The organism is Variovorax sp. YR752, assembly GCF_943372545.1.
The window spans coordinates 1-25,388 of record NZ_CALRZC010000071.1; the positions used below are offsets into that span (position 1 = coordinate 1).

Below are 25,388 nucleotides of genomic sequence, written 5' to 3' on the forward strand. Positions count from 1 at the left end.
GCATCGGCGCCAGCGCCGGCATCGCGCTCGCACCGGAGCACGGCCGCAACCGCGAGGAACTGCTGCGCTGCGCCGACATCGCGCTGTTCGCCGCCAAGGGCGCGGGGCGCGGCCAGCACACGCTGTTCTCGCCCGAGCTGGACCGCGCCGCGCGCGATCGTGTGTCGCTGCAGGCCGAGCTGCACCGCGCGATCGAGCGGCAGGAGTTCGTCGTGCACTACCAGCCGCGCGTGCGGCCCGAGGACGGACGCATCGTCTCGGCGGAGGCGCTGGTGCGCTGGCAGCATCCCGAGCGCGGCCTGCTGTACCCCGGCGCGTTCATCGCCGTCGCCGAGGCCTGCGGCCTGATCGATCAGATCGGCCTGGCCGTGCTCGATGCCGCCTGCGCGCAGGCGGCAGCGTGGCGGCGCAGCGGCCTGGGCCTGCAGCGCATCTCCGTCAACCTCTCGCCGCGCCAGCTCGGCACTGGCGCGCTGCCGGCACGCGTGCGCGAGGCGCTCGAGCGCCACGGCCTGCCCGGCCAGTCGCTGGAGCTCGAGGTGACCGAGAGCCTGATGATGGGCGACCCGGCCGCGACCTGCAGCGAGCTGTCCGAGCTGCGCCGCATCGGCGTGACCGTCGCGCTCGACGACTTCGGCACCGGCTACTCGTCGATGTCCATCCTGCGCCAGTTGCCGATCGACGTGATGAAGATCGACCGCTCCTTCGTCGTCGGGCTGGGCGTCGACGACGGCGCGATGGCGGTGGCGCGTGCGATCGTCGCGCTGGCCCGCTCGCTGCACCTGCAACTGGTGGCCGAAGGCATCGAGACCGAGGCGCAGGCCGCCGTGCTGCGCGCCATGGGCTGCGACGAACTGCAGGGCTACCTGTTCGCGCGGCCGCTGGCGCCAGACGCGTTCGAGCAGCTCCCCGGCCTCCATGGCACGGGCGGTGCGGCCCGCCTCAGCGTGGTTCATGGCCGGCCGGGCTGAGAGGGTGTGAGCGCGTCGCGCTGAAACGATCGGATGCATTTCGGGCGCCCCGGCGCCGGCCAAGCAGGCGTAGCCTCGGCGCCTGCCTGTGTTCCCGCCCGCCCATGCACGCGCCGACCCTGCCGTTCGCCGACACGACCCAGTTCCGCCCGACCGATGCCGGCAGCACGCTGCCCGAGGCCGGCGACGTGCTGCCGCCGGGCAGCGTCATGTCGACGCTGAGCCCCTCGCTGCTGCTCGACCTGCAGCGCTTCAGCGACCAGCCCGGCGGTGCCGAACTGCTGCCGGCGATCGCGGCCAGCGTGCGCCATGCGCGGCCGCTCGCGCTGCACCTGCAGCACGGCCGTGGCGTGCTGCGGCTGTCGGTGTTCCCGCGTGACCAGCTGTTCCATTGCCCGCTCGACCTGGGCGCGCTGTCGCATGCCGACATGGCCCGGCTGCGGCTGCTGCACCTCGAGCCGGAGGGCTTGTTCGCACCCTTCGCGCCGGACGGCTCGCCAGCCAGTGCGCTGGCCTTCGGCGCGCTGGCGCCGCTGCTGTGGCGGCTGGCAATGCACGGCTCGCGCAGCGAGCTGCTGCCGGAGATCGCCGGTTCGGTGCGCTACCGCCTGGCGCCGGGCATGGCGCTGCGCGGGCTGCCGGTCGAGCGCTGCGACATGCCGCTGGTGCAGCACCTGCGCCAGGGGTCGTCGACGCTGGACGAGCTCAGCGGCTGGTCGGTGCTCGACGCGGCGCGCGTGCGGCGCCTGCTCAACGCGCTGTACCTGCAGTCCGGCCTGATCATTTCGCGCGCGTTCGCGCTGCCGCCGCAGGACGCTGCGCCCGCGCGGCCCCGGCACTGACGCGGCTGCGCGGCGCGGCCGGCCGCGCGCCGAGCTGGAGGTCGATCTCCTGCTGCCCGCGCGTGCAGAGGAACTTCTCGAAGGCCAGCGCCACCTGCGGCAGCTGCCGCGAGGCCAGGTGCATCACGTGCCAGTCGCGCTCGATCGGGTTGTCCTTCATCGGCAGCAGCGCGAGCACGCCGGCGTCGAGCTCGAGCACGCAGGTGTGCATCGACAGGAAGGCGACGCCGAAGCCGGCCGCGCACATGTGCTTGATCGCCTCGTTGCTCGACAGCTCGGAGCCGATGCGCAGCGGCAGCCCGGCGTCCTTGAACAGTCGCTCGATGGTGGAGCGCGTGCCCGAGCCGCGCTCGCGCACCAGGATGCGCTGCTCCGACAGGGCCTCCATCGTCACCGGCCGTGACCGGGCTTCCGTCATCAGCGCATGGCTCGGCGAGACGAGGAAGGCCATCGGGTGCTTGGCGAAGGCGGTCGACACCGTCTTCAGCTCGGCCGGCGGCCGGCCCATGATGGCCAGGTCGATGTCCTGGCTGGCGAGCATGCGCACGATCTCGTCGCGGTTGCCCACCTGCAGCTTGAGCTTGACCTGCGGGTGCTCGTTGGCGAAGGTCACCAGCATCGGCGGCAGCAGGTACTCGGCGGTGGTGATCGCGCCGACGCGCAGCGTGCCGGAGAACACGCCCTGCAGCGTGGCCATCTCCTCGCCGGCCTCGCGCCACAGCTCGAGGATGCGGCGCGCGTAGCCGTCGAGCATCTCGCCGGCCTCGGTCAGGCGGATGCCGCGGCCGGTGCGCTGCAGCAGCGGCGTGCGCGCCGATTCCTCCAGCGCAGCGATCTGCAGCGACACCGCCGGCTGCGTCAGGTGCATCTCGTCGGCCGCCGCCGACACGCTGCCCAGCCGCGCCACCGCGTGGAAGGTGGCGAGCTGGCGGAAGGTGGCGTTCTTGGTCAGCGGCATGGCGTGATATTAGGTAGAGCACATGAATGAGTCAAAAGATTTAATTTTTCTTATTCGATGGACCTGCCTACATTGCCCACATCCGCAACGCACCAGGAGCCTCGCGATGGGCAACATGAAGGACATGACGCAGATCACCGACGCCAAGAAGCGCTACTCCGCCGGGGTGCTCAAGTACGCGCAGATGGGCTACTGGGACAGCGACTACCAGCCGAAGGAGACCGACATCCTGGCGCTGTTCCGCATCACGCCGCAGGACGGCGTCGACCCGATCGAGGCCGGCGCCGCCGTGGCCGGCGAGTCCAGCACCGCCACCTGGACGGTGGTCTGGACCGACCGCCTGACCGCCTGCGACATGTACCGCGCCAAGTGCTACCGCGTCGAGCCGGTGCCCAACAACCCGGGCCAGTTCTTCGCCTACGTGGCCTACGACCTCAGCCTGTTCGAAGAAGGCTCGATCACCAACGTCGCCGCCTCGATCATCGGCAACGTGTTCTCGTTCAAGCCGCTGAAGGCCGCCCGCCTGGAGGACATGAAGTTCCCGGTCGCCTATGTGAAGACCTTCGCCGGCCCGCCCACCGGCATCGTCGTCGAGCGCGAGCGCCTGGACAAGTTCGGCCGCCCGCTGCTGGGCGCCACCACCAAGCCCAAGCTGGGCCTGTCGGGCCGCAACTACGGCCGCGTGGTCTACGAGGGCCTGCGCGGCGGCCTGGACTTCATGAAGGACGACGAGAACATCAACTCGCAGCCCTTCATGCACTGGCGCGACCGTTTCCTGTTCGTGATGGACGCTGTCAACAAGGCCAGCGCCGCCACCGGCGAGGTCAAGGGGTCGTACCTGAACGTCACCGCCGGCACGATGGAAGAGATGTACCGCCGCGCACAGTTCGCGAAAGACCTGGGCTCGGTGATCGTCATGGTCGACCTGGTGGTCGGCTACACCGGCATCCAGTCGCTGGCCCACTGGTGCCGCCAGAACGACATGATCCTGCACCTGCACCGCGCGGGTCACGGCACCTACACGCGGCAGAAGTCGCACGGCGTGAGCTTCCGCGTCATCGCCAAGTGGATGCGCCTGGCGGGCGTGGACCACATCCACGCCGGCACCGCGGTCGGCAAGCTCGAAGGCGACCCGATGACCGTGCAGGGCTACTACAACATCTGCCGCGACACCCACACCAAGGTCGACCTGCCGCGCGGCATCTACTTCGACCAGGACTGGGGCGCGCTGAAGAAGGTGATGCCGGTGGCCTCCGGCGGCATCCACGCCGGCCAGATGCACCAGCTGCTCGACCTGTTCGGCGACGACGTGGTGCTGCAGTTCGGCGGCGGCACGATCGGCCACCCACAGGGCATCCAGGCAGGCGCCACCGCCAACCGCGTCGCGCTGGAGGCGATGGTGCTGGCGCGCAACGAGGGCAAGAACATCGCCGAGGAAGGCCCGCAGATCCTGCGCGATGCCGCCAAGTGGTGCAAGCCGCTGGCCGCTGCGCTCGACACCTGGGGCGACATCAGCTTCAACTACACCTCGACCGACACGTCCGACTACGTGCCCACCCCGGCCGTCGCCTAAGGAGCATCACATGCGAATCACCCAAGGCACCTTCTCCTTCCTGCCCGACCTCACCGACGCGCAGATCAGCAAGCAACTCGAGTACTGCCTCGACAAGGGCTGGGCGATCGGCATCGAGTACACCGACGATCCGCACCCGCGCAACACCTTCTGGGAGATGTACGGCAACCCGATGTTCGACATCAAGGACGCCGCCGGCGTCCTCATGGAGATCAACGCCTGCCGCAAGACCTTCCCGCAGCAGTACATCCGCGTCACGGCGTTCGACTCGACGCACGGCACCGAGTCGGTGGTGATGTCCTTCATCGTCAACCGCCCGGCCAACGAGCCCGGCTTCCGCCTGATCCGCAGCGAGGAGCCCGGCCGCACGATCCGCTACAGCATCGAGAGCTACGCCGTGCAGGCCAAGCCCGAAGGCGCCAGGTACTGAGACGAACGGCCGACACGCAGTAACCACGCCGGAGGCTCGCCATGGATGCCACTTCTCCCACCAGCGCTGCGCCGCGCGCCCTGTTCGAGTCCTCGGGCGTGCAGGCGCTGCTCGACGAGCTCGACGCCGAGCTCGTCGGCTTGGCGCCGGTGAAGGGCCGCATCCGCGACATCGCCGCGCTGCTGCTGATCGACAAGCTGCGCGCCGAGCAGGGCCTGCAGTCGCAGCCGCCGACGCTGCACATGTGCTTCACCGGCAACCCCGGCACCGGCAAGACCACGGTGGCGATGCGCATGGCCGGCGTGCTCAAGCAGCTCGGCTACGTGCGCAAGGGGCACCTGGTGGCGGTCACGCGCGACGACCTGGTCGGCCAGTTCATCGGCCACACCGCGCCGAAGACCAAGGAGATCATCAAGAAGGCGATGGGCGGCGTGCTCTTCATCGACGAGGCCTACTATCTCTACAAGCCGGAGAACGAGCGCGACTACGGGCAGGAATCGATCGAGATCCTGCTGCAGGTCATGGAAAACCACCGCGACGACCTGGTGGTGATCCTGGCCGGCTACAAGGACCGGATGGACACGTTCTTTTCGAGCAACCCCGGCATGGCCTCGCGCATCGCGCACCACATCGACTTCCCGGACTACTCCGAGGCCGAGCTGATGCAGATCGCCGAGCTGATGCTGGGCAAGTTGAACTACCGCTTCGACGCGGGTGCTGTGGAAGCCTTCGGCCGCTACGTGCACCTGCGCCGCGAGCAGCCGCACTTTGCCAACGCGCGTTCGATCCGCAACGCGCTGGATCGGATCCGCCTGCGCCACGCGACCCGCCTGTTTGCCAACGACGCCTCGCTGACGCGCGATGATCTGGTCACGCTGCACGCGCAGGACATCCTGGCCAGCCGCGTCTTCACCCAAGCCAAGCAAGGAGCCCCGTCATGAACCAGACTATCTCGGAAGCGTCGCCGCGGGCCGAGCGCCGGGCCGCTCCCAAGCCGGCCCGCATCCCCTCGGGGGATCGGCCGACGTACCCGTCGGACGAGGGGCGGTCATGAGCATTGAGGCCTTGATCTTCGACGTCGACGGCACGATGGCCGACACCGAGGAGGCGCACCGCGTCGCCTTCAACCACGCCTTCGAGCGCTACAAGCTCGGCTGGAAGTGGAGCCAGGACGCCTACCGCGAACTGCTCAAGACCACCGGCGGCAAGGAACGCATCGCCGCGTACCTCGCCACCAAGACGCTGAGCAGCTCGGACCGCAAGCGGCTGACCGAACTGATTCCCGCCATCCACGCCGAGAAGACCAAGTTCTACAGCTCCTTCGTCGCCGATGGCGCGGTGCCGCTGCGCGATGGCGTGGCGCGGCTGATCGAGGAGGCGCTGACGGCCGGCTGCCGCCTGGCCATCGCCAGCACGACCACCGCCGCCAACATCGACGCGCTGCTCGGCGCGACGCTCGGGCAGCGCGGCATCGAGATGTTCAGCGTGATCGCCTGCGGCGACCAGGTGCGCGCCAAGAAGCCGGCGCCGGACATCTATCGCCTCGCGCTGCAGCACCTGGGCGTCGATGCCGACCGCGCGATCGCGTTCGAGGATTCGCACAACGGCCTGCTCGCCGCCACGCGCGCCGGGCTGCGCACGGTGGTGACGCCGACCTATTGGACCGAGGACCACGACTTCTCCGCCGCGGCCATGGTGCTGCCGAGCCTCGGCGACCCGCAGCGCCCGCTGCCGGGCGAGCCCGGCACGCTGCTGCAGGACCAGGCCTGGCTGGGCCACGCCGAACTGGTGCGGCGTGTCTGCGAGCGGCCGCTGTGCGAAGTCAGCGCGTTGTACGCCGGGGCCGCATGATGAGCGGCGCCATCCGCATCGCGCCCAGCCTGCTGTCGGCCGACTTCGCCCGGCTCGGCGAGGAGGTGCGCTCGGTGATCGCCGCCGGCGCCGACCTGATCCACTTCGACGTGATGGACAACCATTACGTGCCCAACCTGACCATCGGCCCGCTGGTCTGCCAGGCGATCAAGCCGCATGCCGTCCGCGGTGACAAGCCGGTGCCGATCGACGTGCACCTGATGGTCAAGCCGGTCGACGCGCTGGTGCCGATGTTCGCCCAGGCCGGCGCCGACATCATCAGCTTCCACCCCGAGGCGAGCGAGCATGTCGACCGCACCATCCAGCTGATCCGCTCACTGGGCGTGAAGGCCGGGCTGGTGCTCAACCCGGCGACTCCGCTGCATGTGCTCGACCACGTCATCGACCAGCTCGACCTGGTGCTGCTGATGACGGTGAACCCCGGCTTCGGCGGGCAGAGCTTCATCCCCGCCATGCTGCCGAAGATCGCCCGCGCGCGGGTGCTGGTCGACGAAGCCATGCAGCGCACCGGCCGCGCGATCTGGCTGGAGGTCGACGGTGGCGTCAAGCGCGACAACGCACGCGCCATCGCTGCGGCCGGTGCCGACACGATGGTCGCCGGCTCGGCGGTGTTCACCGGCGCGCGCGACACCGCGGCCTACGCCGGCGCGATCGAAGGCATCCGCGGCGAGGCGCTGCAGGGCGCGCGCCGCGCGATCCTGGAAACCGCATGAACGACGCGCTGCACTCGATCCGCGCGGTCGCCTTCGATCTCGACGGCACGCTGGTCGACAGCGCGCCCGATATCCAGCACGCGCTGAACGCCGCGCTGAAGAAGGACGGCCTGCAGCGCTTCGAGCTCGACCAGGTGCGCGCCTGGATCGGCGACGGCCCGGATGCGCTGATCGCCCGCGCGCTGGCCGCGCAGGGCCTGGCCGACGCGGACGAGACGCTGCGCCAGCGCCTGCGCCGCGGCTTCGACGTGGCCACGCTGGCCGCACCGCTGTCCGGTGGATCGGTCTACCCCGGCATCCTCGACCTGGTGGCCGGGTTGCACCGCATGCTGCCGATGGTCGCCATCACCAACAAGCCGACGCCGCTGGCCCGCGCGGTGCTCGACGCCGCAGGGGTGCTGCCCTTCCTCGAGGGTGTGCAGGGCGCCGACACGCCGGCGCTGCGCAAGCCCGCGCCGGCCATGCTGCTGGCTGCCTGCGAGCAACTGGCGGTGGCGCCGCAGCAGATGCTGATGGTCGGCGACAGCGCGCCCGACATGCTGTCCGCGCACGCCGCCGGCTGCCCGGCCGTGCTGGTCGGCTGGGGCTACGGCCACCAGGCGCTGCCCGGCGGGCTGGCCCCGCTGCGCATCGACGCACCCGCGCAACTGCTCACCGCGCTGCGCGCCACGCGCCGCAGCGACGCCACGATCCTCAACACCTAGGAGACCGTCATGCCCACTGGCGGAAGGCCCACACTCACCCAGTTCCTCATCGAGCAGCGCCGCGGCCACCCCGGCGCCACCGGTGACCTGAACGCGCTGATCACCGACGTCTCGCTCGCCTGCAAGGCGATCGCGCGCAAGGTCGCGCACGGCGCGCTGGCCGGCACGCATGGCAGCGCCGGCAGTGTCAACGTGCAGGGCGAGGACCAGAAGCCGCTGGACATCGAGAGCAACGAGCTGTTCCTGCGCTCGGCCGAGTGGGACGGTCACGTCGCCGGCATGGTCTCGGAAGAGATGGACGAGATGTACGTGCTGCCGCCGCAGTTCCCGCGCGGCAAGTACCTGCTGCTGTTCGACCCGCTCGACGGCTCGTCGAACATCGACGTCAACGTCTCGGTGGGCAGCATCTTCTCGGTGCTGCGCGCCGCGGTGCCGGGGCAGGACGCCAAGCCGGAGGACTTCCTTCAGCCCGGCACCGAGCAGGTCTGCGCCGGCTACGCCATCTACGGCCCGTCGACCATGCTGGTGCTGACACTGGGCAACGGCACGCATGCCTTCACGCTCGAGCCCAGCCTGGGCGAATGGGTGCTCAGCCACCGCGACCTGAAGATCCCCGAGAAGACGCGCGAGTTCGCGATCAACGCCTCGAACAGCCGCTTCTGGGAGCCGGCAGTCAAGCGCTACGTCGACGAATGCCTGGCCGGCCAGACGGGGCCGCGCGGCGTCGACTTCAACATGCGCTGGATCGCCTCGCTGGTGGCCGAGACGCACCGCATCCTGATGCGCGGCGGCGTGTTCATGTACCCGCGCGACAACAAGGACCCGAGCAAGCCCGGCCGGCTGCGCCTGCTCTACGAGGCCAACCCGATCGGCATGCTGGTCGAGCAGGCCGGCGGCAAGGCCACCACCGGGCACCGGCGCATCCTCGAGGTCAAGCCGGAGGCCATCCACCAGCGCATCGGCTTCATCTTCGGCTCGGCCGAGGAGGTCTCGCGCATCGAGACCTACCACCTCGAGGAGCCGCAGGACAGCTTCAAGTCACCGCTGTTCGGCAAGCGCGGCCTGTTCGCGACCACGGTCTGAACACGATGACATGACACCCGCGCGCGGGATCAAGGAGTACCCGTTCGCGCCAGACGAAACTATTCACTTCCGGGAACTCCCATGTCCGCCAAGCACCCCATCATCGCGATCACCGGATCGTCAGGCGCCGGCACCACCTCGGTGACGCGCACCTTCGAGAACATCTTCCGCCGCGAGAAGGTCGACGCCGCCGTCATCGAAGGCGACTCCTTCCATCGCTACGACCGCCTGACCATGCGCGCCAAGATGGCCGAGGCCGAGGCCAACGGCAACCGCAACTTCAGCCACTTCGGCCATGAGGGCAACCTGTTCGAGGAGCTCGAGGCGCTGTTCCGCGACTACGCCGAGAGCGGCACCGGCAAGAGCCGCAAGTACCTGCACGACGCCAACGAGGCCGCGCCCTACAAGCAGGAGCCCGGCACCTTCACGCCCTGGGAGAACCTGCCGAAGAGCGAGCTGATGTTCTACGAGGGCCTGCACGGCGGCGTGACCACCGACACCGTCGACATCGCCCGCTACCCCGACCTGCTGATCGGCGTGGTGCCGGTGATCAACCTGGAGTGGATCCAGAAGATCCACCGTGACAAGAGCATGCGCGGCTACTCCACCGAGGCGGTGACCGACGTGATCCTGCGCCGCATGCCCGACTACGTGAACTACATCTGCCCGCAGTTCACGCGCACGCACATCAACTTCCAGCGTGTGCCGGTGGTCGACACCTCCGACCCGTTCATCGCCCGCTCCATCCCCACGGCCGACGAGAGCCTGGTGGTGATTCGCTTCGCCAACCCGGCCGGCTTCGACTTTCCCTACCTGCTGTCGATGCTGCACGACTCGTGGATGTCGCGTGCCAACACGCTGGTGGTGCCGGGCGGCAAGATGGAACTGGCGATGCAGCTGATCTTCACGCCGATGATCCTGCGCCTGGTGGAGCGCCGCCGCAAGGCACTGGCGAACTGAACGGGGAGGGCACGAGCATGACCACGACCACCCCCTCCCTCGATCACGCGGCGCTGCGCACGCTGTGCGCCAACGCATTGCGCGTGCTGGCCATCGACGCGGTGCAGGCCGCCAACTCCGGCCACCCGGGCATGCCGATGGGCATGGCCGACATTGCCGAAGCGCTGTGGCGCCATCACCTCAAGCACGACCCGGCCGACCCGCAGTGGATCGACCGCGACCGCTTCGTCGTCTCCAATGGCCACGGCTCGATGCTGCTGTACGCGCTGCTGCACCTGTCGGGCTATGCGCTGCCGATGAGTGAACTGCGCCGCTTCCGGCAACTGCACTCGCTCACGCCCGGGCACCCCGAGCACGGCCTCACGCCCGGCGTCGAGACCACCACCGGCCCGCTCGGCCAGGGCATCACCAATGCGGTGGGCATGGCGCTGGCGGAGAAGCTGCTGGCGGCCGAGTTCAACAAGCCCGGCCATGCGGTGATCGACCACCGCACCTACGTGTTCCTCGGCGACGGCTGCCTGATGGAAGGCATCAGCCACGAGGCCTGTTCACTCGCCGGCACCTGGCGGCTGAACAAGCTGATCGCCTTCTACGACGACAACGGCATCTCCATCGACGGCGACGTCAAGGGCTGGTTCGGCGACGACACGCCGGCGCGCTTCGAGGCCTACGGCTGGACGGTGATGCGCAACGTCGACGGGCACGACCGGGCCGCGCTCGACTCGGCCATCGCCGCGGCCAAGACGGCGACGCAGCCGGTGCTGATCTGCTGCAAGACGCAGATCGGCCACGGCTCGCCGAACCGTGCCGGCACCGCCAAGGCACACGGCGAGGCGCTGGGCGCCGAGGAGATCAAGCTGACCCGCGAACAGCTCGGCTGGAGCTGGCCGGCGTTCGAGATTCCGGAGGTGGTGCGGGAGGCCTGGTCGGCGCGCGAGCGCGGCGCGCAGGCGCGGCGCGAGTGGCAGCAGCGCTTTGGCGCCTATGCCGAGGCCCACCCGGATCGCGCCCACGAGTTGCTGCGCCGCCATGCCTCGCCCTGCGCACCGAACGCGGCCGCTGACCGCGCCTTCGCACAGGCCATTGCCGACACGGAAGCAAAGCGCGCCACGGTGGCGACGCGCAAGGCCTCGCAGGAACTGCTCAACGCGGTGGCGCCGGCCATGCCCGAACTGCTCGGCGGCTCAGCCGACCTGACCGGCTCGAACCTGACCGACTGGAAGGGCCACCAACCGCTGGTGGGCGCCGGCACCGGCAACCACGTGCACTACGGCGTGCGCGAGTTCGGCATGGCGGCGATCATGAACGGCATCGCGCTGCACGGTGGCTTCCGCCCCTACGGCGGCACCTTCCTGACCTTCAGCGACTATTCGCGCAACGCGCTGCGCATGTCGGCGCTGATGAAGCTGCCGGTGGTGCACGTGTTCACGCACGACTCGATCGGCCTCGGCGAGGACGGCCCGACCCACCAGCCGGTGGAGCATGTGTCGAGCCTGCGGCTGGTTCCCGGCCTCGACGTGTGGCGTCCTGCGGATGCGACCGAGACAGCAGTGGCCTGGCGCGAATCGCTGCGGCGCAGCGACGGGCCGAGTGCGCTGGCGCTGAGCCGCCAAGGTCTGCCGCACGCGGCAGAAGCCGGGCAGGAACGGACCGACGCGATTGCCAAGGGTGGCTACGTGCTGCGCCGCCCGGCCCACGAGCAGGTGGTGCTGATCGCCACCGGCTCCGAGGTGCAGGTGGCGCTGGCCGCGGCCACGCTGCTGGGCGAGGAGGGCATCGCGGCACGCGTCGTCTCGGTGCCGTGCCTCGACGTCTTCGAGCGGCAGGGCGACGACTACCGTGCCGAGGTCATTCCGCGGCACCTGCCGCGCCTGGCGGTCGAGGCCGGCAGCAGCGGCCTGTGGTGGAAGTACGTCGGCGAGAACGGCGACGTGGTCGGCCTTGACCGCTTCGGCGAATCGGCCCCCGCCGGCGATCTGTTCCGCCTGTTCGGCATCACCGCCGAGATGGTGGCAGTGCGCGCCACGCGCCTCGTCGCCGCGGCCGCGAAGCCCGAACTGGCCACCCATTGACGAACTGAATCAGGACACCACCATGGCGATGATCTCCTTGCGACAACTGCTGGACCACGCGGCCGAACACGGCTACGGCGTGCCGGCCTTCAACGTCAACAACCTGGAGCAGATCCAGGCCATCATGCAGGCCGCGCAGAAGACCGACAGCCCGGTCATCCTGCAGGCCTCGGCCGGCGCGCGCAAGTACGCCGGCGAGCCCTTCCTGCGCAAGATGGTCGAGGCGGCGGCCGAGATGTACCCCGACATCCCGATCGTGATGCACCAGGACCATGGCGCCAGCCCGGCGGTGTGCATGCAGAGCATCCGCTCCGGCTTCACCAGCGTGATGATGGACGGCTCGCTGCGCGAGGACGCCAAGACGCCGGCGAGCTACGAGTACAACGTCGACGTGACGCGCCGCGTCTGCGAGATGGCGCATGCGATCGGTGTGTCGGTGGAAGGCGAACTCGGCTGCCTCGGTTCGCTCGAGTCGGGCCAGGCCGGCGAGGAAGACGGCGTCGGCGCCGAAGGCACGCTGACGCACGAGCAGATGCTCACCGACCCCGACCAGGCGGCCGACTTCGTCCGGCTCACCGGCGTCGACGCGCTGGCCATCGCCATCGGCACCAGCCACGGCGCCTACAAGTTCAGCCGCAAGCCGACCGGCGACATCCTCGCCATCGACCGCATCAGGCAGATCCACGCGAAGATCCCGAACACCCACCTGGTGATGCACGGCTCCTCGTCGGTGCCGCAGGAGTGGCTGGCGGTGATCCGCGAGAACGGCGGCGACATCAAGGAGACCTACGGCGTGCCGGTCGAGGAGATCCAGGAGGGCATCCGCCACGGCGTGCGCAAGATCAACATCGACACCGACATCCGCCTGGCGATGACCGGCGCGATGCGCCGCGCGATGAACAAGGACCGCGCGGAGTTCGACCCGCGCAAGTTCCTCAAGGACGCCACCGCGGCGGCGCGCGACGTCTGCATCGCGCGCTTCGAGGCCTTCGGCTGCGCCGCCCAGGCCTCGAAGATCAAGCCCGTACCGCTGGAGGCGCAGGCCAGGCTCTACGCCTGATCCAGCCTCACTCGGCGCGGATGGTGCCCGGCTGGGCCGCCACGCGCGTGCCGCTGGCGCGCAGGGCCATCATGCGCGGCGAGAGTTCCAGCGCCGGGTGGGCGTACTGGATGTCCTGCTGCTCGCGCGGCAGCAGCGCGGTCAGCGTGGTCGGGTGCAGCTTCGCCATCTGCGCCTCGTCGAGCTGGCGCACGAACTTCCAGCCCGTCGGCGTCTTCACGTAGGCGAAGCGCGTCGGCAGGTCGACGTAGACGTCCCAGTCCTTGGTCTGGACGAAGCTCTGGGCCTGGGCGGCAGCGGCGGCGGCGAGGGTCAGGAAGAGGGCGGTGAGGAAACGCTTCATGGTCGGGGTCCTTGCTCTGGCTTGCTGGAGAACGTCCAGCTGCGTCATGGCTCGGCAGTCTGGGCCGCATTGGTTTCAGGCCCGCTTCCCGCGAACAGTGGCTGCGTTTCATTGGTTGCCGCGCTTCACTCCCGCAGGGCGGCCAGTCTGGCCTGCAGTGCAGCGGCGTTGAGCACGCCGACGTGCGCGTCGACGAGACGCCCGCGGGCATCGTAGAAGAGCGTGGTCGGCAGCCCGCGCGAGCCGACGGCGGGGCCGAGCGCCGAGCGCTCGTCGAGCAGCACGTCGCGCAGCATCAGTTGCTCGCCGGCCAGGTAGGCCCGCACGGTGCCGGCACTTTCGCCCTGGTTGGCGAACAGGATCGCCACGTCGGCCTGGCGCTGCTGGGCCGCGGCGAGCACCGGCATCTCGGCGCGGCAGGGGCCGCACCAGCTCGCCCACAGGTTGACCACCGCCGGCCGGCCGGCGGCCGCGCGTGCGAGCGTGGTGGCCGACCCGGTGGCGAAATCGTTCAGCGCGATGTCGGGCAGCGTCGACGTGCGCGTCGACTGCGTGGCCAGGGTGCCGGCCGTCCAGGCCAGCGTTCCGGCCAGCAGGCCGAGGGCCAGCGGCCGGCGCAGCGCGAGCAGCTTCCAGCCACGCCAGGCCAGCCACAGTGCGCCGGCGAGCAGGCCGGCCGGGGCGTACCAGCCGCCGTCGCGCAGGTCGATCGCCGACCAGGGCGAGGCTGCATAGGCCGCGCCGTGCACGACGAGGTGCACGATGCGAGCCGCCAGCAGGCCGATCAACGTGGCGTGGAAGACGGCGTTGCCGGCGTCGTGCGCGCGTCCCGGGCCGGCCAGCCGCGAGGCGACCCAGGACGCCGCGCCGACGGCCACCAGCAGCAGCAGCGGCGCGACAGGCAGGGCGAGCGGCCCGATCGGGATGGTGAGCATGTTGGCGTGCCGGTGGGTGGGGGCGCTCAGCCCGTGCCTTCGCTGTTCAGCGCGCGTTCGAGCGCGGCGAGGTCGATGCGCGCGGCGCGCGGTGGCAGCAGCTCGATCACACCCTCGCGGCGCAGGCGGCTGACCAGGCGGCTGGCCGTCTCCACCGTCAGGTCGAGCATGGCGCCGATCTCCTCGCGCCGCGGCAGCCACACCGGCCCGCCCGGTTCGCCGAGCCGGGCCAGTCGCAGCAGCAGGTGCAGCAGGCGGCGGTGCGCCGGGCCGCTGGACAGTTCGGCCACCCAGGCTTCGGAGGCGTCGAGCGCCACCTGCCAGCGCAGCATCAGCTCGCGCGGCAGGCTGCCCTGCGCGGTGGCGAGTTGATCGACCAGGTGGCGCGGGATGCGGCACAGCTGCACCGGCGTGCAGGCGATGGCCTCGTCGGCATAGGGGCGCTGCAGCAGGGCCTCCTGGCCGATCAGGTCACCGCGGCCGGCCAGGCGCACGATGCGCCTGTCCCCGTGTGGACTGCTGCGCTCGAATCGCACGATGCCGGCGCGCACGGTGAACACCGCCGCCCCGGCCTCGCCGCGCGCGTAGACGGGCTGGTCGGGCGTGATCTCGACACTGGCAATGTGGGTGTGGATGTGGTCCAGGCCAGCGTCGTCGAGCGCGCCGAACAGCGCGCTGCCGCGCACTTCGCAGGCCGCGCAAGCCTGCGCCTGGGGATGCCGCGCATCCCGGCGGTAGAGCGGGACGATGGCCATCGCCGCGGAGGTGTGGTCGTCAGCGCGCCGGTCTGACCGTCGGCCAGCCGCGCCGCATCCACTCGCTCATGCCGCCCTCGACGAAGCGCACATGCCCGTAGCCGCGCTGGCGCAGCGCGCTCAGCGTGCGGCTGGAGCGGTTCTGCGTGTTGCAGATCAGCAGGACGGGCTTGTCGGTGGACACCGGGATCTCGCCCAGGCGCGCCGCCAGCTGGCTCATCGGCAAGAGCGTCGCGCCCGGCGCCACGCCGCGTGCATGCTCGTCGGGTTCGCGGATGTCGACCAGCACGGCGCGGCCGGCCTCGAAGGCGGCGCGGGCGCTGTCCAGGCTCACCGACAGGTCCTGCGCCGAGACCGGCACGGCGCACGCGGCAAGCAACAGCGCCAGCAGGTGGCGCCGGACCGGGACGAAGCAGGCAGAGGCAAAGAGGCGGGGCAGGAACATGGCAGGCTGGGCTCCAATATCAGCGCACAATGATATTGGAGGTCGAGCGTGCCTGCATACTGATCGCGTGAAGTCCCCATTTCGCCACATCGCCGTGGTCGGCGCAGGCGCCGTCGGCAGCTACTACGGCGCCTTGCTCGCAGCCGCCGGCCACCGCGTGACGCTGATCGGCCGCGAGGCCCATGTGCGCGCCATCGCTGCAGGCGGGCTGCGCCTGCATCGACGTGGGCAGGACGAGGCGATCGCCGTGGCGGCCAGCACGGACCTCGACGTCGTGCGTGACGCCGACCTGGTGCTGCTGGCCGTGAAGTCGGGTGACACCGAGGCGCTGGCGCGGCAACTCGCGCCTCGGCTGCAGGCCGATGCACTGCTGCTGAGCCTGCAGAACGGGGTGGAGAACGCCGCGGCGCTGGCGCGCCACCTGCGGCAGGCCATCGTGCCGGCCGTGGTCTACGTCGCCACCGCGATGCCCGAGCCGGGGCGGGTGGTGCATTCGGGCGGCGGCGATCTGGTGATCGGTGCGCGCGATGCAGCCTCGGCGCAGGACGCCGTGATGCAGGCGCGGCTGGCGTCCGTCGTCGATCTGTTCGCATCGGCCGGCGTGAGCGTCCGCCTCTCGAGCGACGTGATGGGCGAACTGTGGACCAAGCTGATGGTCAACTGCGCCTGGAACGCCGTCTCGGCGTTGGCACAGGCGCCCTACGGCCGCATTGCCGAAGTGGCGTCCATGCGGGAGTTGCAGCGCGAGATCGTGCGCGAGGTGGTCGCGGTGGCGCAGGCCGACGGCCGGTGCCTGGTGTTCGACGAGGCGATGACCGCGATGCAGGCCATCGCCGTGCGCATGCCGATGCAGCGCTCGTCGACCGCGCAGGACCTGGCGCGCGGCAAGCCCACCGAGATCGACCACCTCAACGGCTTCGTCGCCCGCAGGGGTGCCGAACTGGGCGTGGCCACGCCGGTCAACCAGGCGCTGCACGCGCTGGTCAAGCTGGCGGAGGCCGAAGCCGAGGCTCAGGCCGCCGCGCGCTGACGTCGGTGCAGCGCTGCGTTCGGCAGGCCATCACAGCGGGTTCAGCGACTTCTCCGGCCGGTAGTGCGTGTAGCCCACGCTCGCACCGGCGCGCAGGCCCGCACCGAGGCGGATCGGCGCCAGCGTCACGCCGTCCAGGCGCTGGTAGTTGAGGCCGACGCCACCGACGTAGTACAGGCTGCCATCCACGCCGGGGTAGCGCTTGAAGATCGCCTTCGCGTCAGGCAGCTTGTAGACCAGCACGAAGACCTTGGACGCATTCGCACCGAGGTCGAAGCCGATCGACGGGCCGGCCCAGTAGACCTTGCGTGTCTCGCCCGACTTCAGCACCAGTTCGCCTTCACCGTAGCGCACGCCGGCGGTGATCGCGGCGGCGACCTCCTCGCCGCGGATGTAGCCGTTCGGCCGGCCCTGCTCGCGGAAGGCCTTGGCGACGACCTGCGCCAGCCCTTCGGTGGTCTGGCCGAAGAAGTCGGTCACGGCCTTCATCGTGCCGGCTTCGTCGTAGGTCTCGGTGTCGGTGACGTCCGCGGCGCGGCCGATCGGGGGCAGGCCCAGCGCCAGCGTGCCGGCGCCGGCACGGACCAGCCAGGCGCGGCGCGTGGTGTCGATGACCAGAGAACGAGTGTCGATCATGTTTTTCTCCTTGGGCCCTTCGGGGGAGGGGCTCAGGCTTCCACCTTAGTCGGCGAGACGCGAAGCGGGTTTTTCGGAATGTTCCGGGATGTGCCGATGTAACAGCCGCGGTCTCAGGCGTCACGCAGGTGGTGCTCCGGCTCGCTGCCCGAAGCATTCATCTCACCGTACACGATGCCGCTGCCGGCGCGCATCAGACGCACGTCGCCGGGCCGCATCAGGGCCAGGTTGCCGAGCGAGTCGCGGCCGGGCGCCGGCGGATCATCGGCGTGCCTCCGCGGCAGCCAGGCGCCGTCGCTGTGGCGCATCGGGCGCAGCGCGGTGCACGAGCATGATGCCGGCGAAGACGGTGGCCACCGCGGCGAAGGTGGTGGCGCCATGGCGCTCGCCGAACATGAACACGCCCAGCAGCAAGGTGGCGACGGTGATGACGTAACCCAGCTGCCCCACGACTACCGGCAGTGCCAGTTGGCCGAGTGCCGCTGCGCCGGGCACGACCAGCAGGGCTTGCAGCGTCGGCATCAGGCTTGCGGCCGACGGCGGGTGCAGGCCCGGCGGCCAGGCCAGCGAGCGGAACAGGTTGCCTGCCGCGAGCAGCATCGGCCCGGCCAGCGCCAGCACGGCCCAGGGCAGCGCAGCCGCCTCGGCGCCGCCGTGGCGCGGCATCAAGAGCATCAGCACGCCGAGCAGTCCGAGGTCGATGCCGGCGGCGCGCTGCCGCTGCAGCGCCTCCACGCGCAGCAGCACGGCGATCGCGTACGTGGCAGGTTCATGCACTCACCTCGGCATCGAGCAGCGGGTAGTCGATGTAGCCGCGCGCACCGCCGGCATAGAAGCTGTCCTGATCGGCGTTGTTCAGCGGCGCGCCGAGCGCGAAGCGCCGCGGCAGGTCGGGGTTGGCGATGAAGGCCTGGCCGTAGAGGATCGCGTCGGCGCGGCCCTGCGCGACCCAGGCTTCGCCCTGCGCGCGGTCGAAGCCGACGCCGGCGAACCAGGCGCCGTCGAAGCGCTCGCGCAGTGCCTCGTGCAGGCCCAGTCCTGCGGCCCCCGGCGCCATCTCCAGGAAGGCGAGCCGCAGCGGGCGCAGCGCGTCGATCAGCGTGCCGTAGGTATCGAGCAGGTCGGCATCGGCGATGTCGTTGAACACCATGCCCGGCGTGAGCTTCAGGCCGACCCGATCGGCGCCGACGGCGGCGACGATCGCCTCGAGCAGCTCGAGCGTGAAGCGCGCCCGGTTGATCGCCGGGCCGCCATAGCGGTCGCTGCGCAGGTTGCTGCCGGTGGACAGGAACTGCATCGGCAGGTAGCCCGCGCCAGCATGCAGTTCCACGCCGTCGAAGCCGGCGGCGATCGCTCGCCGTGCCGCGGCGCCGAACGACGCGACGATCGCGCCGATCTCCGCGGCAGACAAGGCGCGCGGCGTGATGTGCGGCCGCATGCCGGCATCGGTGAAGGTCGCCCCGGCCGGCCGCACGGCCGAGGGCGCCACCGGCGTGGCGCCACCGGGCAGCAGCGAGGGGTCGCTGATGCGGCCCGCATGCATCAGCTGCGCGACGATGCGGCCGCCCGCGCGGTGCACCGCATCGGTGACCACGCGCCAGGCGGCGGCCTGGCGCTCGTCGGTCAGCCCGGGCGTGCGCACGTAGCCGCGGCCCATCGGCTCGGGGTAGATGGCCTCGCTGAGGATCAGGCCGGCGCCGGCGCGCTGCGCGTAGTAGGCGGCGGTCAGCGGGCCCACCAGGCCATCGTCGTCGGCGCGGCTGCGTGTCATCGGTGCCATCAGCACGCGGTGGGGCAGGTGCAGCCGGCCGGCGGCCAGCGGTGTGTGCAGGGTGATCGGGGCGGTCGTCATGGCGATGGGAGGTGGTGGGTGATGCGTGGAATGTTCGGCCTGTGCCACCGAGGAAGAAAGCGGATAGATTCGGCCGAGTCCTTCGAATCCGTCGAACGAGATCCACACGATGCTTCGCCTCACCCTGGACGCACTGCAGGTGCTCGATGCGATCGCGCGCCGCGGCAGCTTCGCGGCCGCCGGCGAGGAACTGCACCGAACGACCTCGACGCTGTCCTACACCGTGCGCAAGCTCGAGGACGATCTCGGCGTGCAGGTGTTCGACCGCAGCGGCCACCGTGCCGTGCTCACCGAGGCCGGCCGCCTGCTGCTCGACGAAGGCCGCGCGGTGCTCGACGCGGCGACTGCCGTCGAGCGCCGGGTGCGCACGCTGGGGCAGGGCTGGGAGGCGGAGCTGGCGATCGCCACCAACGAGCTGGTGCCGGTCGAGGCGGTGCTCGGTGTGGTGAACGAGTTCTACGCCGCCGGTCACCCGACGCGCATCCGCCTGCTGTCCGAGGTGCTCGGCGGCGCCTGGGACGCACTCATCTCGCAGCGCGCCGATGTGGCGCTGACCGAGATCGGCCAGAGCGGCGCGATGGGCATCGCGCACCGGCCGCTCGGCGCGGTGTCCTTCGTCTTCGCGGTGTCGCCCGGCCATCCGCTGGCGCGCGAGCCGCAGCCGGTCAAGCTGTCGGCGGTCCGCCGCCACCGCGTGGTCGTCGTTGCCGACTCGTCGCGCGGCCTGCCGCCGCGCTCGAGCGGCATCACCTCGGCCGCCGACGTGCTCACGGTGGCCAGCCTGCACGCCAAGCTGCGTGCGCAGGAGGCCGGCATGGGCGTGGGCTTCCTGCCGACGCTGCTGGCCGCCGATGCGCTCGCGCAGGGCCGCCTGGTGGCGCTGCGCGTGGCCGCGCCGAAGCCGCGCGTGCATCTCAGCGTCGCCTGGCGCGCGCATGGCGCCGGCCCGGCCACGCTGTGGTTCGCCGAGCGGCTGCAGGGCCTGGCGCTGGGTTGACGCTGCTCGACGGGTTGACCGCATGGACCGACACATGACCGAGCGGCTCTTCATCCGCCTCGCCGAGGACGTCACCCAGGGCCCGGAGTCCGGCGTGCCGGCCCACGCGCTGCGCGCGCTGGCGGTGCCGCAGGCGTTGCGGCGGCACGTCGCCCATGCGATGCACTACCGCGAGGCGCTGGACGAGGGCGCGGAGGTCGTCGAGCGTGTGCTGCCTGACGGCGCGCTGCGGCTGCTGATCGGCCTCGGCGAGCGACCTTCGGCGGTCGTCGTCGGCGCGTCGATCCGGCCGGCCGTGCTGCGGCTGAGCGGCGCGATGCACGGCCTGTCGCTGACGCTGCGTCCGGGCGCGGCGCTGGACCTGTTCGGCCTGCCTGCGATCGAGCTGGCGGACCAGTCGGTGGCCCTCGCGGAGCTGTGGAGCGACGGCACGGTCGAACTGATCGATGGGCTGGCCGGCGCGCCGACCGAGGAGGCGTGCGTGCGCTGCATCTGGCGCCAGCTCGACCGGCGTGCCCAGCGGCAGAACGGCGCCGGGCCAGAACGGGTGTCTGCGCTCCTGCGGCAGATCGCCGACACCCGCGGCAGCCTCTCCGTGCGCGAGCTGGCTCGGGCCAGCGGTCTCGGCGAGCGTCGCCTGCAGCAGTTGTTCCGCAGCCATCTCGGCCTGTCGCCGCGCGCATTCGGGCGCATGGCCCGGATGCAGTCGCTGCTGCGTGCGCTGCGCCGGGAACACGATCCGGACTGGGCCCAGCTGGCTGCGGACGGCGGCTTCTATGACCAGTCGCACCTGACCCACGAGTTCGCCGAACTGATCGGCCTGACGCCGACCGGCTACCGCCTGCGCGCGATTTCGGGTTCTTCCAAGACTTGAGCGGCGCTGGCGGCTACGGTGGCGGCTTCGACACTTCGAGGAGTCCCTGATGACGACATCGACGAGCGCGCGCCCGCTGCAGCACTGCGTGGCGGTGGTGACCGGCGCGAGCCGCGGCGCCGGCCGCGGCATCGCGATCGAGCTCGGCGCGGCCGGGGCCACCGTCTACGTGACCGGGCGCAGCACGCGTGGCGCACCGGCCGCCGGCTACGAGCAGTTGCTGGCGATGTCGAAGTTGGCCACGCTGCCGGGCGACATCGACGACACCGCCGAGCAGGTCGGCCGCGCCGGCGGCACCGGCATCGCGGTGCGCTGCGACCACGGCGACGCGGCGCAGGTGGGGCAGCTGTTCGAGCGGGTGCAGGTCGAGCAGGGGCGCATCGACGTGCTGGTCAACAACGCCTGGGGCGGCCACGAGAGCTTCGACGGAGTGTTCGACGCGCCGTTCTGGAAGCATCCGCTGTCGCACTGGGACGCGATGATGGACCGTGGTGTGCGCCTCCACCTGATGGCCAGCCGCGCAGCAGCGCCGCTGATGGTGGCGCAGGGCCGCGGCCTGATCGTCGCGACCACCTTCTGGGACCGCGACCGCTACCTGCGCGGCAACCTGTTCTACGACCTCGCCAAGGCGGCCATCAACCGCCTTGCCTTCGGCGTGGCCGAGGAACTGCGCCCGCACGGCGTGGCCTCGCTGGCGCTGTCGCCGGGGTGGATGCGCACGGAGTTCGTGCTGGCAGGGCACCACACCGACGAGGCGCACTGGCGCGAGGTGCCGGCGCTGGCGCGCACCGAATCGCCGCGCTACCTCGGCCGTGCGGTCGCCGCCCTTGCCGCCGACCGCGAGGTGATGACCCGCAGCGGCCGCGTGCATCGTGTCGCCGACCTGGCGCGCGAGTACGGCTTCACCGACGTCGACGGGCGGCGGGTCGAGGCCTTCGAGCTGTAGTGCCCGCGCCGCCCCTCAATAGGGCGCATCGCCCTCGATCGTGGTGCGGTTCAGGCGGCGGCGCAGGTGGTCGGGGCAGCCGGCGGCCAGGTGCATCACCGAGCGGTTGTCCCAGAACACCATGTCGTGCGGCTGCCAGCGGTGACGCCAGACATGCTCGGGCCGCACGCTGTGCGCGAACAGCTGCGCCAGCAGCTCGGCGCTCTCGCGCTCGGGCAGGCCGACGATGCGCGTGGTGAAGTGCTCGCTGACGAACAGCGCCTTGCGGCCGGTCTCGGGGTGGGTGCGCACGACCGGGTGGACCTGCGGCTTGACCTGGGCGATCTGCTCGGCGCTCAGCGGCGGCCGCCACGGGCTTCGCGCACGCAGTTCCTCGTACTTGCACAGGTAGGAGTGTTCGGCCTGCAGGCTGTCGACCGCGCGCCTGAGCGCCGCCGGCAGCGTGTCGAAGGCGAGGTGCATGTTGGCGAACAGCGTGTCGCCGCCTTCGGCGGGCAACTCCTGCGCGTGCAGCATCGAGCCCAGGCTGGGCTTGTCGACGTAGGACAGGTCGGAGTGCCAGTAGTGGCCGGCGTCGCCCAGGCCGATCGGCTGGCCGTTCTCGACGATGTTGGAGACGACCAGGATCTCCGGGTGGCCGCGGAGCTGGAACTGGTGCAGCACGTGGGTCTGCAGCGGCCCGAAGCGGCGGCTGAAGGCGATCTGCTGCGCCGGCGTGATGCGCGTGTCGCGGAACACCAGCACATGGTGGGCCAGATGAGCGCGGTGCACCTGCCTGAAAGTGTCATCGTCCAAGGGCTGCGAGAGGTCCAGGCCGACCACTTGCGCACCCAGCGGCGCGTCGAAGGGGTGCACCGCCCAGGCCTCGGGCGCGTTGGAAGGCACGGTGAACGTCGAATTTCGCATGCTGTTTCTCGTTTCAGGAACCGGCGGGCGGGTTTCAATTCCAGTGTGGCACGAGCTTCGCTTGCCATCCGAGCATTCCACTCACGACCCATGTGCCAGCTCTTCGCCCTGAACAGCAACACGCCGAGCGCGGCGACCTTCTCCTTCACGGGCCTGTCGGCGCGTGGCGGGGTGACGGGTGACCATGTCGACGGCTTCGGCCTGGCCTTCCACGACGGCCGCGCCTGCCGGGTGTTCATCGACGAGCAGCGCGCCAGCGACGCCGCGCTGGCCGACTTCCTGCGCCGCCACCCGATCCGTGCACGCACCGTGCTGGCCCACGTGCGCAAGGCCACGCAAGGCCCGGTGCGCCTCGAGAACTGCCATCCCTTCGTGCGCGAGTGGCAGGGACGGCACTGGTCCTTCTGCCACAACGGCGACCTGAAGGGCTTTGCCCCGCGCCTGAACGGCAGCCACCTGCCGGTGGGCGACACCGACAGCGAGCGCGCCTTCTGCTACCTGATGCAGGAGCTGCGCCGCACCTTCCGCCGCCGCGCCGTGCCGCACTGGAAGCACGTGGCGCCGCTGCTGGCCGAACTGGCCGGCGGCGTGGCACGCCACGGCAACTTCAACTTCCTGCTCTCCGACGGCGAGGTGCTCTACGCCCACGCCAGCACGCGGCTGCACGCACTGCAGCGGCAGCATCCCTTCACGGAGGCGCACCTGGTCGACCACGACCTGGTGCTCGATCTCGCACAGGCCAACGGCCCCGACGACCGCATGGTGCTGATCGCCACCGAACCGCTGACGCGCAACGAACCGTGGCGGCCGTTCGCCGCTGGCGAACTGCGCGTGTTCGAGGCCGGCGAGGAAGTGTGGCGGCACACGCCGGTGCGCCGCCCGGAGCCCGTGGCGTCGTTTGCCGCCGTCCGGCTGGCCGTGGCCTGAACCGGGGCGCGGCGCGTCGGGCGCGCAGGGCACCCCGCGTGCCGGCTACACGCTCCCCGGCGCCACCGGCAGCCCTTCGCCCCTCCAGCGCAGCATGCCGCCGGCGAGGTTGGCCACGCGCGCGAAGCCGGCTTTCGTCAGCAGCACGCTGGCCTGGGCCGAGCGCACGCCGGAGCGGCACACCGTCACCACCGGCCGCTGCCAGTCCACCAGCGTGGCGCGGGCCGCTTCGGCCGGCGCGATGCGGCTGCCACAGCGCTGCTGCAGCCGCCACGCGCTGGCGCTACGCCGCCGCGGCGTCCTTCACCAGCGGCCCGCCGAGCGCGTCGATCAGGTCGGGCAGCAGCAGGCGCAGTTCGCCCGTCGTGATGGCGACGTCGGCATCGAAGCCGCCGTCGGCGGCGTCGGACGGGGAAGCCTTCTCCAGCACCACGTCGAGCAGCTTGATGCGCTTGAGCGTCAGCGCCTCGGTGAGCACGAAAGACACGCGGCTGTTCCAGGTCATCGCCAGTTGCGTGGGCAGCTTGCCCTGCCTGATGTGCTCGCCGACCTCGTCGATGTCGAGCGTGTGGCGGGCGTAGCGCACCGCGGCCTTCTCGCTGTCGGGCTGCTTGAGTTCGCACTCGCGGTCGATGCTGAAACCCGCCGGCGCCTCCTTGTCGCTGAGCCAGGCCGACATCGCCGTGGCCGGCGACAGCGTGGTCTGCAGCGGCGCCAGGCGCAGCCCGCCGAACAGCTCGACCAGGCGCGTCACCACCGCATCGGCCTTCTTGCTGCTGGCCGCACCGATCAGCACCAGCCGCGCCTCCAGGTCGAGCCAGACCAGCGTCGTCGAACGCTTGGGGAAGGCGCGCGGCAGCAGGTCGTGCACGATCTGTTCCTTGAGCTCGCGCTTGGCCTTGCCCTTGGGGCGACGGCCGGTCTCGGCCTCGATCTTGTCCAGCCGGGCCTCGAGCTGCTGTTTGACCACGCCGCCGGGAACCGGCTTGGACTCGGTGCACAGCTTGAGGATGAGCTGGCCGCCCACGCTCTCCAGCAGCACGCCGTGCTTCTCGCCGCGCGGCTCGACCCAGCCGGCCGCCTCGGGCTGGGTCGGCCCGCACTCGGCGAAGCGCGCGCCGTCCAGGCGCTTTTCGATGTCGGCTTGGGTGGGCGGTTCCCACTGGTCGATGCGGTAGACGAGCGCGTTCTTGAACATGGTGCGGGGTGGAGGGTGGGGCGCGGATTCTAGGGCGCGGCAGAATGACGCCATGACCACCCCGCCCGCGCCGCAGCCGCGCAACCCCCTGCACGGCGTCACGCTCGAGGCCATGCTCACGGCGCTGGTCGCGGCCTACGGCTGGGAAGGGCTGGGCGAGCGCATCGCGCTGCGCTGCTTCACCAGCGACCCGAGCATCGCCTCGAGCCTGAAGTTCCTGCGCAAGACGCCGTGGGCGCGCGAGAAGGTCGAGAGCCTCTACCTCTTCATGCTGCGCGAGACGCGGCGGCAAGGCAGCCGCTAGCG

Annotated in this window: 29 protein-coding genes and 1 pseudogene; 18 read left to right on the forward strand and 12 right to left on the reverse strand. The window is 70.8% G+C overall.

What is annotated here, in order from left to right:
- Both AAG801_RS18015 and AAG801_RS18020 read left to right on the forward strand, forming a co-directional pair.
- A partial coding sequence (locus tag AAG801_RS18015) for a GGDEF domain-containing phosphodiesterase (RefSeq protein WP_341889577.1) occupies positions 1 to 971 on the forward strand: 971 nt, incomplete at its 5' end.
- Between the two features lie 104 nt (positions 972 to 1,075).
- Positions 1,076 to 1,813 carry a hypothetical protein gene (locus AAG801_RS18020; RefSeq protein ID WP_341889578.1) on the forward strand — a complete coding sequence of 246 codons (738 nt, stop codon included), beginning with the start codon at positions 1,076 to 1,078 and terminating at the stop codon, positions 1,811 to 1,813.
- Here the strand turns inward: AAG801_RS18020 and AAG801_RS18025 are convergent.
- A complete protein-coding gene (locus AAG801_RS18025; RefSeq protein ID WP_341889579.1) occupies positions 1,752 to 2,771 on the reverse strand; it encodes a LysR family transcriptional regulator in 1,020 nt (339 codons plus the stop codon). The two genes, AAG801_RS18020 and AAG801_RS18025, sit on opposite strands and share 62 nt — an antisense overlap.
- 115 nt (positions 2,772 to 2,886) lie before the next feature.
- Between AAG801_RS18025 and AAG801_RS18030 the strand changes: the two genes are divergently transcribed.
- The 10 genes from AAG801_RS18030 (at position 2,887) to fba (ending at position 13,238) form a co-directional block, all read left to right on the forward strand.
- A complete protein-coding gene (locus AAG801_RS18030) occupies positions 2,887 to 4,344 on the forward strand; it encodes a form I ribulose bisphosphate carboxylase large subunit (RefSeq protein ID WP_341889612.1) in 1,458 nt (485 codons plus the stop codon).
- Positions 4,345 to 4,354: 10 nt separating this feature from the next.
- Positions 4,355 to 4,774 carry a ribulose bisphosphate carboxylase small subunit gene (locus AAG801_RS18035; protein WP_341889580.1) on the forward strand — a complete coding sequence of 140 codons (420 nt, stop codon included), beginning with the start codon at positions 4,355 to 4,357 and terminating at the stop codon, positions 4,772 to 4,774.
- 41 nt (positions 4,775 to 4,815) lie between these two features.
- The gene (gene cbbX, locus AAG801_RS18040) at positions 4,816 to 5,715 is read left to right on the forward strand and encodes a CbbX protein (RefSeq protein WP_341889581.1); all 900 of its coding nucleotides are present in this window, start codon (positions 4,816 to 4,818) and stop codon (positions 5,713 to 5,715) included.
- A 109-nt stretch (positions 5,716 to 5,824) separates the two neighbouring features.
- Complete coding sequence (locus AAG801_RS18045) at positions 5,825 to 6,625, forward strand: HAD-IA family hydrolase (protein WP_341889582.1); 801 nt, start codon at positions 5,825 to 5,827, stop codon at positions 6,623 to 6,625.
- The gene (rpe, locus tag AAG801_RS18050; RefSeq protein WP_341889583.1) at positions 6,625 to 7,359 is read left to right on the forward strand and encodes a ribulose-phosphate 3-epimerase; all 735 of its coding nucleotides are present in this window, start codon (positions 6,625 to 6,627) and stop codon (positions 7,357 to 7,359) included. The genes AAG801_RS18045 and rpe overlap by 1 nt, the downstream gene beginning before the upstream one ends.
- Positions 7,356 to 8,063 (forward strand): HAD-IA family hydrolase, encoded by a 708-nt coding sequence (locus AAG801_RS18055; protein ID WP_341889584.1) that lies wholly within the window; start codon positions 7,356 to 7,358, stop codon positions 8,061 to 8,063. The genes rpe and AAG801_RS18055 overlap by 4 nt, the downstream gene beginning before the upstream one ends.
- 9 nt (positions 8,064 to 8,072) lie before the next feature.
- Entirely contained in the window at positions 8,073 to 9,146 is a 1,074-nt protein-coding gene (locus tag AAG801_RS18060) for a class 1 fructose-bisphosphatase (RefSeq protein WP_341889585.1), read from the forward strand.
- Positions 9,147 to 9,227: 81 nt separating this feature from the next.
- Positions 9,228 to 10,106: a phosphoribulokinase gene (locus AAG801_RS18065; protein WP_341889586.1), complete on the forward strand. Its 879-nt coding sequence runs from the start codon at positions 9,228 to 9,230 to the stop codon at positions 10,104 to 10,106.
- A gap of 17 nt (positions 10,107 to 10,123) precedes the next feature.
- A complete protein-coding gene (tkt, locus tag AAG801_RS18070) occupies positions 10,124 to 12,178 on the forward strand; it encodes a transketolase (protein WP_341889587.1) in 2,055 nt (684 codons plus the stop codon).
- Positions 12,179 to 12,200: 22 nt separating this feature from the next.
- A complete protein-coding gene (gene fba / locus AAG801_RS18075; RefSeq protein ID WP_341889588.1) occupies positions 12,201 to 13,238 on the forward strand; it encodes a class II fructose-bisphosphate aldolase in 1,038 nt (345 codons plus the stop codon).
- A gap of 7 nt (positions 13,239 to 13,245) precedes the next feature.
- On the opposite strand, the gene AAG801_RS18080 is transcribed toward fba, so the two are convergent.
- From AAG801_RS18080 to AAG801_RS18095, 4 genes are all read right to left on the reverse strand, one after another.
- Positions 13,246 to 13,581 carry a hypothetical protein gene (locus tag AAG801_RS18080; RefSeq protein WP_341889589.1) on the reverse strand — a complete coding sequence of 112 codons (336 nt, stop codon included), beginning with the start codon at positions 13,579 to 13,581 and terminating at the stop codon, positions 13,246 to 13,248.
- A gap of 125 nt (positions 13,582 to 13,706) precedes the next feature.
- Positions 13,707 to 14,516, reverse strand: a complete 810-nt coding sequence (locus tag AAG801_RS18085; RefSeq protein WP_341889590.1) for a TlpA disulfide reductase family protein — start codon at positions 14,514 to 14,516, stop codon at positions 13,707 to 13,709.
- A gap of 26 nt (positions 14,517 to 14,542) precedes the next feature.
- Positions 14,543 to 15,271: a Crp/Fnr family transcriptional regulator gene (locus AAG801_RS18090; protein ID WP_341889591.1), complete on the reverse strand. Its 729-nt coding sequence runs from the start codon at positions 15,269 to 15,271 to the stop codon at positions 14,543 to 14,545.
- Between the two features lie 19 nt (positions 15,272 to 15,290).
- Positions 15,291 to 15,716, reverse strand: coding sequence for a rhodanese-like domain-containing protein (locus AAG801_RS18095; protein ID WP_341889592.1), 426 nt, complete (start codon positions 15,714 to 15,716; stop codon positions 15,291 to 15,293).
- A 67-nt stretch (positions 15,717 to 15,783) separates the two neighbouring features.
- Here AAG801_RS18095 and AAG801_RS18100 point away from each other — a divergent pair, with 67 nt between their 5' ends.
- Positions 15,784 to 16,746 (forward strand): 2-dehydropantoate 2-reductase, encoded by a 963-nt coding sequence (locus AAG801_RS18100; protein ID WP_341889593.1) that lies wholly within the window; start codon positions 15,784 to 15,786, stop codon positions 16,744 to 16,746.
- 30 nt (positions 16,747 to 16,776) lie between these two features.
- On the opposite strand, the gene AAG801_RS18105 is transcribed toward AAG801_RS18100, so the two are convergent.
- From AAG801_RS18105 to AAG801_RS18120, 4 genes are all read right to left on the reverse strand, one after another.
- Positions 16,777 to 17,382: a DUF1134 domain-containing protein gene (locus tag AAG801_RS18105; protein WP_341889594.1), complete on the reverse strand. Its 606-nt coding sequence runs from the start codon at positions 17,380 to 17,382 to the stop codon at positions 16,777 to 16,779.
- A gap of 113 nt (positions 17,383 to 17,495) precedes the next feature.
- Complete coding sequence (locus AAG801_RS18110; RefSeq protein WP_341889595.1) at positions 17,496 to 17,690, reverse strand: pirin family protein; 195 nt, start codon at positions 17,688 to 17,690, stop codon at positions 17,496 to 17,498.
- A complete protein-coding gene (locus AAG801_RS18115) occupies positions 17,644 to 18,159 on the reverse strand; it encodes a hypothetical protein (RefSeq protein WP_341889596.1) in 516 nt (171 codons plus the stop codon). The genes AAG801_RS18110 and AAG801_RS18115 overlap by 47 nt, the downstream gene beginning before the upstream one ends.
- Entirely contained in the window at positions 18,152 to 19,234 is a 1,083-nt protein-coding gene (locus AAG801_RS18120; protein WP_341889597.1) for an alkene reductase, read from the reverse strand. Before AAG801_RS18120 ends, AAG801_RS18115 begins: the two co-directional genes overlap by 8 nt.
- A gap of 109 nt (positions 19,235 to 19,343) precedes the next feature.
- Between AAG801_RS18120 and AAG801_RS18125 the strand changes: the two genes are divergently transcribed.
- The 3 genes from AAG801_RS18125 to AAG801_RS18135 are packed head-to-tail and all read left to right on the forward strand — an operon-like array spanning position 19,344 to position 22,051.
- Positions 19,344 to 20,231: a LysR family transcriptional regulator gene (locus AAG801_RS18125; protein ID WP_341889598.1), complete on the forward strand. Its 888-nt coding sequence runs from the start codon at positions 19,344 to 19,346 to the stop codon at positions 20,229 to 20,231.
- A gap of 34 nt (positions 20,232 to 20,265) precedes the next feature.
- Complete coding sequence (locus AAG801_RS18130) at positions 20,266 to 21,105, forward strand: helix-turn-helix domain-containing protein (RefSeq protein WP_341889599.1); 840 nt, start codon at positions 20,266 to 20,268, stop codon at positions 21,103 to 21,105.
- A 49-nt stretch (positions 21,106 to 21,154) separates the two neighbouring features.
- A complete protein-coding gene (locus tag AAG801_RS18135; protein WP_341889600.1) occupies positions 21,155 to 22,051 on the forward strand; it encodes an SDR family NAD(P)-dependent oxidoreductase in 897 nt (298 codons plus the stop codon).
- Between the two features lie 15 nt (positions 22,052 to 22,066).
- Here AAG801_RS18135 and AAG801_RS18140 read toward each other — a convergent pair whose 3' ends face one another.
- Complete coding sequence (locus AAG801_RS18140) at positions 22,067 to 22,957, reverse strand: TauD/TfdA family dioxygenase (RefSeq protein WP_341889601.1); 891 nt, start codon at positions 22,955 to 22,957, stop codon at positions 22,067 to 22,069.
- A gap of 90 nt (positions 22,958 to 23,047) precedes the next feature.
- Here AAG801_RS18140 and AAG801_RS18145 point away from each other — a divergent pair, with 90 nt between their 5' ends.
- The gene (locus AAG801_RS18145; protein WP_341889602.1) at positions 23,048 to 23,884 is read left to right on the forward strand and encodes a class II glutamine amidotransferase; all 837 of its coding nucleotides are present in this window, start codon (positions 23,048 to 23,050) and stop codon (positions 23,882 to 23,884) included.
- Between the two features lie 45 nt (positions 23,885 to 23,929).
- On the opposite strand, the pseudogene AAG801_RS18150 reads toward AAG801_RS18145, so the two are convergent.
- Both AAG801_RS18150 and AAG801_RS18155 read right to left on the reverse strand, forming a co-directional pair.
- Positions 23,930 to 24,094: pseudogene (locus AAG801_RS18150) on the reverse strand (rhodanese-like domain-containing protein); the annotation flags it as partial.
- A 73-nt stretch (positions 24,095 to 24,167) separates the two neighbouring features.
- Positions 24,168 to 25,082, reverse strand: a complete 915-nt coding sequence (locus AAG801_RS18155; RefSeq protein WP_341889603.1) for a recombination-associated protein RdgC — start codon at positions 25,080 to 25,082, stop codon at positions 24,168 to 24,170.
- A gap of 52 nt (positions 25,083 to 25,134) precedes the next feature.
- On the opposite strand from AAG801_RS18155, the gene AAG801_RS18160 reads away from it, so the two are divergent.
- Positions 25,135 to 25,386, forward strand: coding sequence for a VF530 family protein (locus AAG801_RS18160; protein ID WP_341889604.1), 252 nt, complete (start codon positions 25,135 to 25,137; stop codon positions 25,384 to 25,386).
- Positions 25,387 to 25,388: the final 2 nt, after the last annotated feature.

Bases quoted from the DNA above. Each gene is read 5' to 3' on its own strand.
- AAG801_RS18020 (WP_341889578.1), top strand. From the start codon at position 1,076: ATGCACGCGCCGACCCTGCCGTTCGCCGACACGACCCAGTTCCGCCCG.
- AAG801_RS18025 (WP_341889579.1), bottom strand. From the start codon at position 2,771: ATGCCGCTGACCAAGAACGCCACCTTCCGCCAGCTCGCCACCTTCCAC.
- AAG801_RS18030 (WP_341889612.1), top strand. From the start codon at position 2,887: ATGAAGGACATGACGCAGATCACCGACGCCAAGAAGCGCTACTCCGCC.
- AAG801_RS18035 (WP_341889580.1), top strand. From the start codon at position 4,355: ATGCGAATCACCCAAGGCACCTTCTCCTTCCTGCCCGACCTCACCGAC.
- cbbX (WP_341889581.1), top strand. From the start codon at position 4,816: ATGGATGCCACTTCTCCCACCAGCGCTGCGCCGCGCGCCCTGTTCGAG.
- AAG801_RS18045 (WP_341889582.1), top strand. From the start codon at position 5,825: ATGAGCATTGAGGCCTTGATCTTCGACGTCGACGGCACGATGGCCGAC.
- rpe (WP_341889583.1), top strand. From the start codon at position 6,625: ATGAGCGGCGCCATCCGCATCGCGCCCAGCCTGCTGTCGGCCGACTTC.
- AAG801_RS18055 (WP_341889584.1), top strand. From the start codon at position 7,356: ATGAACGACGCGCTGCACTCGATCCGCGCGGTCGCCTTCGATCTCGAC.
- AAG801_RS18060 (WP_341889585.1), top strand. From the start codon at position 8,073: ATGCCCACTGGCGGAAGGCCCACACTCACCCAGTTCCTCATCGAGCAG.
- AAG801_RS18065 (WP_341889586.1), top strand. From the start codon at position 9,228: ATGTCCGCCAAGCACCCCATCATCGCGATCACCGGATCGTCAGGCGCC.
- tkt (WP_341889587.1), top strand. From the start codon at position 10,124: ATGACCACGACCACCCCCTCCCTCGATCACGCGGCGCTGCGCACGCTG.
- fba (WP_341889588.1), top strand. From the start codon at position 12,201: ATGGCGATGATCTCCTTGCGACAACTGCTGGACCACGCGGCCGAACAC.
- AAG801_RS18080 (WP_341889589.1), bottom strand. From the start codon at position 13,581: ATGAAGCGTTTCCTCACCGCCCTCTTCCTGACCCTCGCCGCCGCCGCT.
- AAG801_RS18085 (WP_341889590.1), bottom strand. From the start codon at position 14,516: ATGCTCACCATCCCGATCGGGCCGCTCGCCCTGCCTGTCGCGCCGCTG.
- AAG801_RS18090 (WP_341889591.1), bottom strand. From the start codon at position 15,271: ATGGCCATCGTCCCGCTCTACCGCCGGGATGCGCGGCATCCCCAGGCG.
- AAG801_RS18095 (WP_341889592.1), bottom strand. From the start codon at position 15,716: ATGTTCCTGCCCCGCCTCTTTGCCTCTGCCTGCTTCGTCCCGGTCCGG.
- AAG801_RS18105 (WP_341889594.1), bottom strand. From the start codon at position 17,382: ATGATCGACACTCGTTCTCTGGTCATCGACACCACGCGCCGCGCCTGG.
- AAG801_RS18110 (WP_341889595.1), bottom strand. From the start codon at position 17,690: ATGCGCCACAGCGACGGCGCCTGGCTGCCGCGGAGGCACGCCGATGAT.
- AAG801_RS18120 (WP_341889597.1), bottom strand. From the start codon at position 19,234: ATGACGACCGCCCCGATCACCCTGCACACACCGCTGGCCGCCGGCCGG.
- AAG801_RS18125 (WP_341889598.1), top strand. From the start codon at position 19,344: ATGCTTCGCCTCACCCTGGACGCACTGCAGGTGCTCGATGCGATCGCG.
- AAG801_RS18130 (WP_341889599.1), top strand. From the start codon at position 20,266: ATGACCGAGCGGCTCTTCATCCGCCTCGCCGAGGACGTCACCCAGGGC.
- AAG801_RS18135 (WP_341889600.1), top strand. From the start codon at position 21,155: ATGACGACATCGACGAGCGCGCGCCCGCTGCAGCACTGCGTGGCGGTG.
- AAG801_RS18140 (WP_341889601.1), bottom strand. From the start codon at position 22,957: ATGCGAAATTCGACGTTCACCGTGCCTTCCAACGCGCCCGAGGCCTGG.
- AAG801_RS18145 (WP_341889602.1), top strand. From the start codon at position 23,048: ATGTGCCAGCTCTTCGCCCTGAACAGCAACACGCCGAGCGCGGCGACC.
- AAG801_RS18155 (WP_341889603.1), bottom strand. From the start codon at position 25,082: ATGTTCAAGAACGCGCTCGTCTACCGCATCGACCAGTGGGAACCGCCC.
- AAG801_RS18160 (WP_341889604.1), top strand. From the start codon at position 25,135: ATGACCACCCCGCCCGCGCCGCAGCCGCGCAACCCCCTGCACGGCGTC.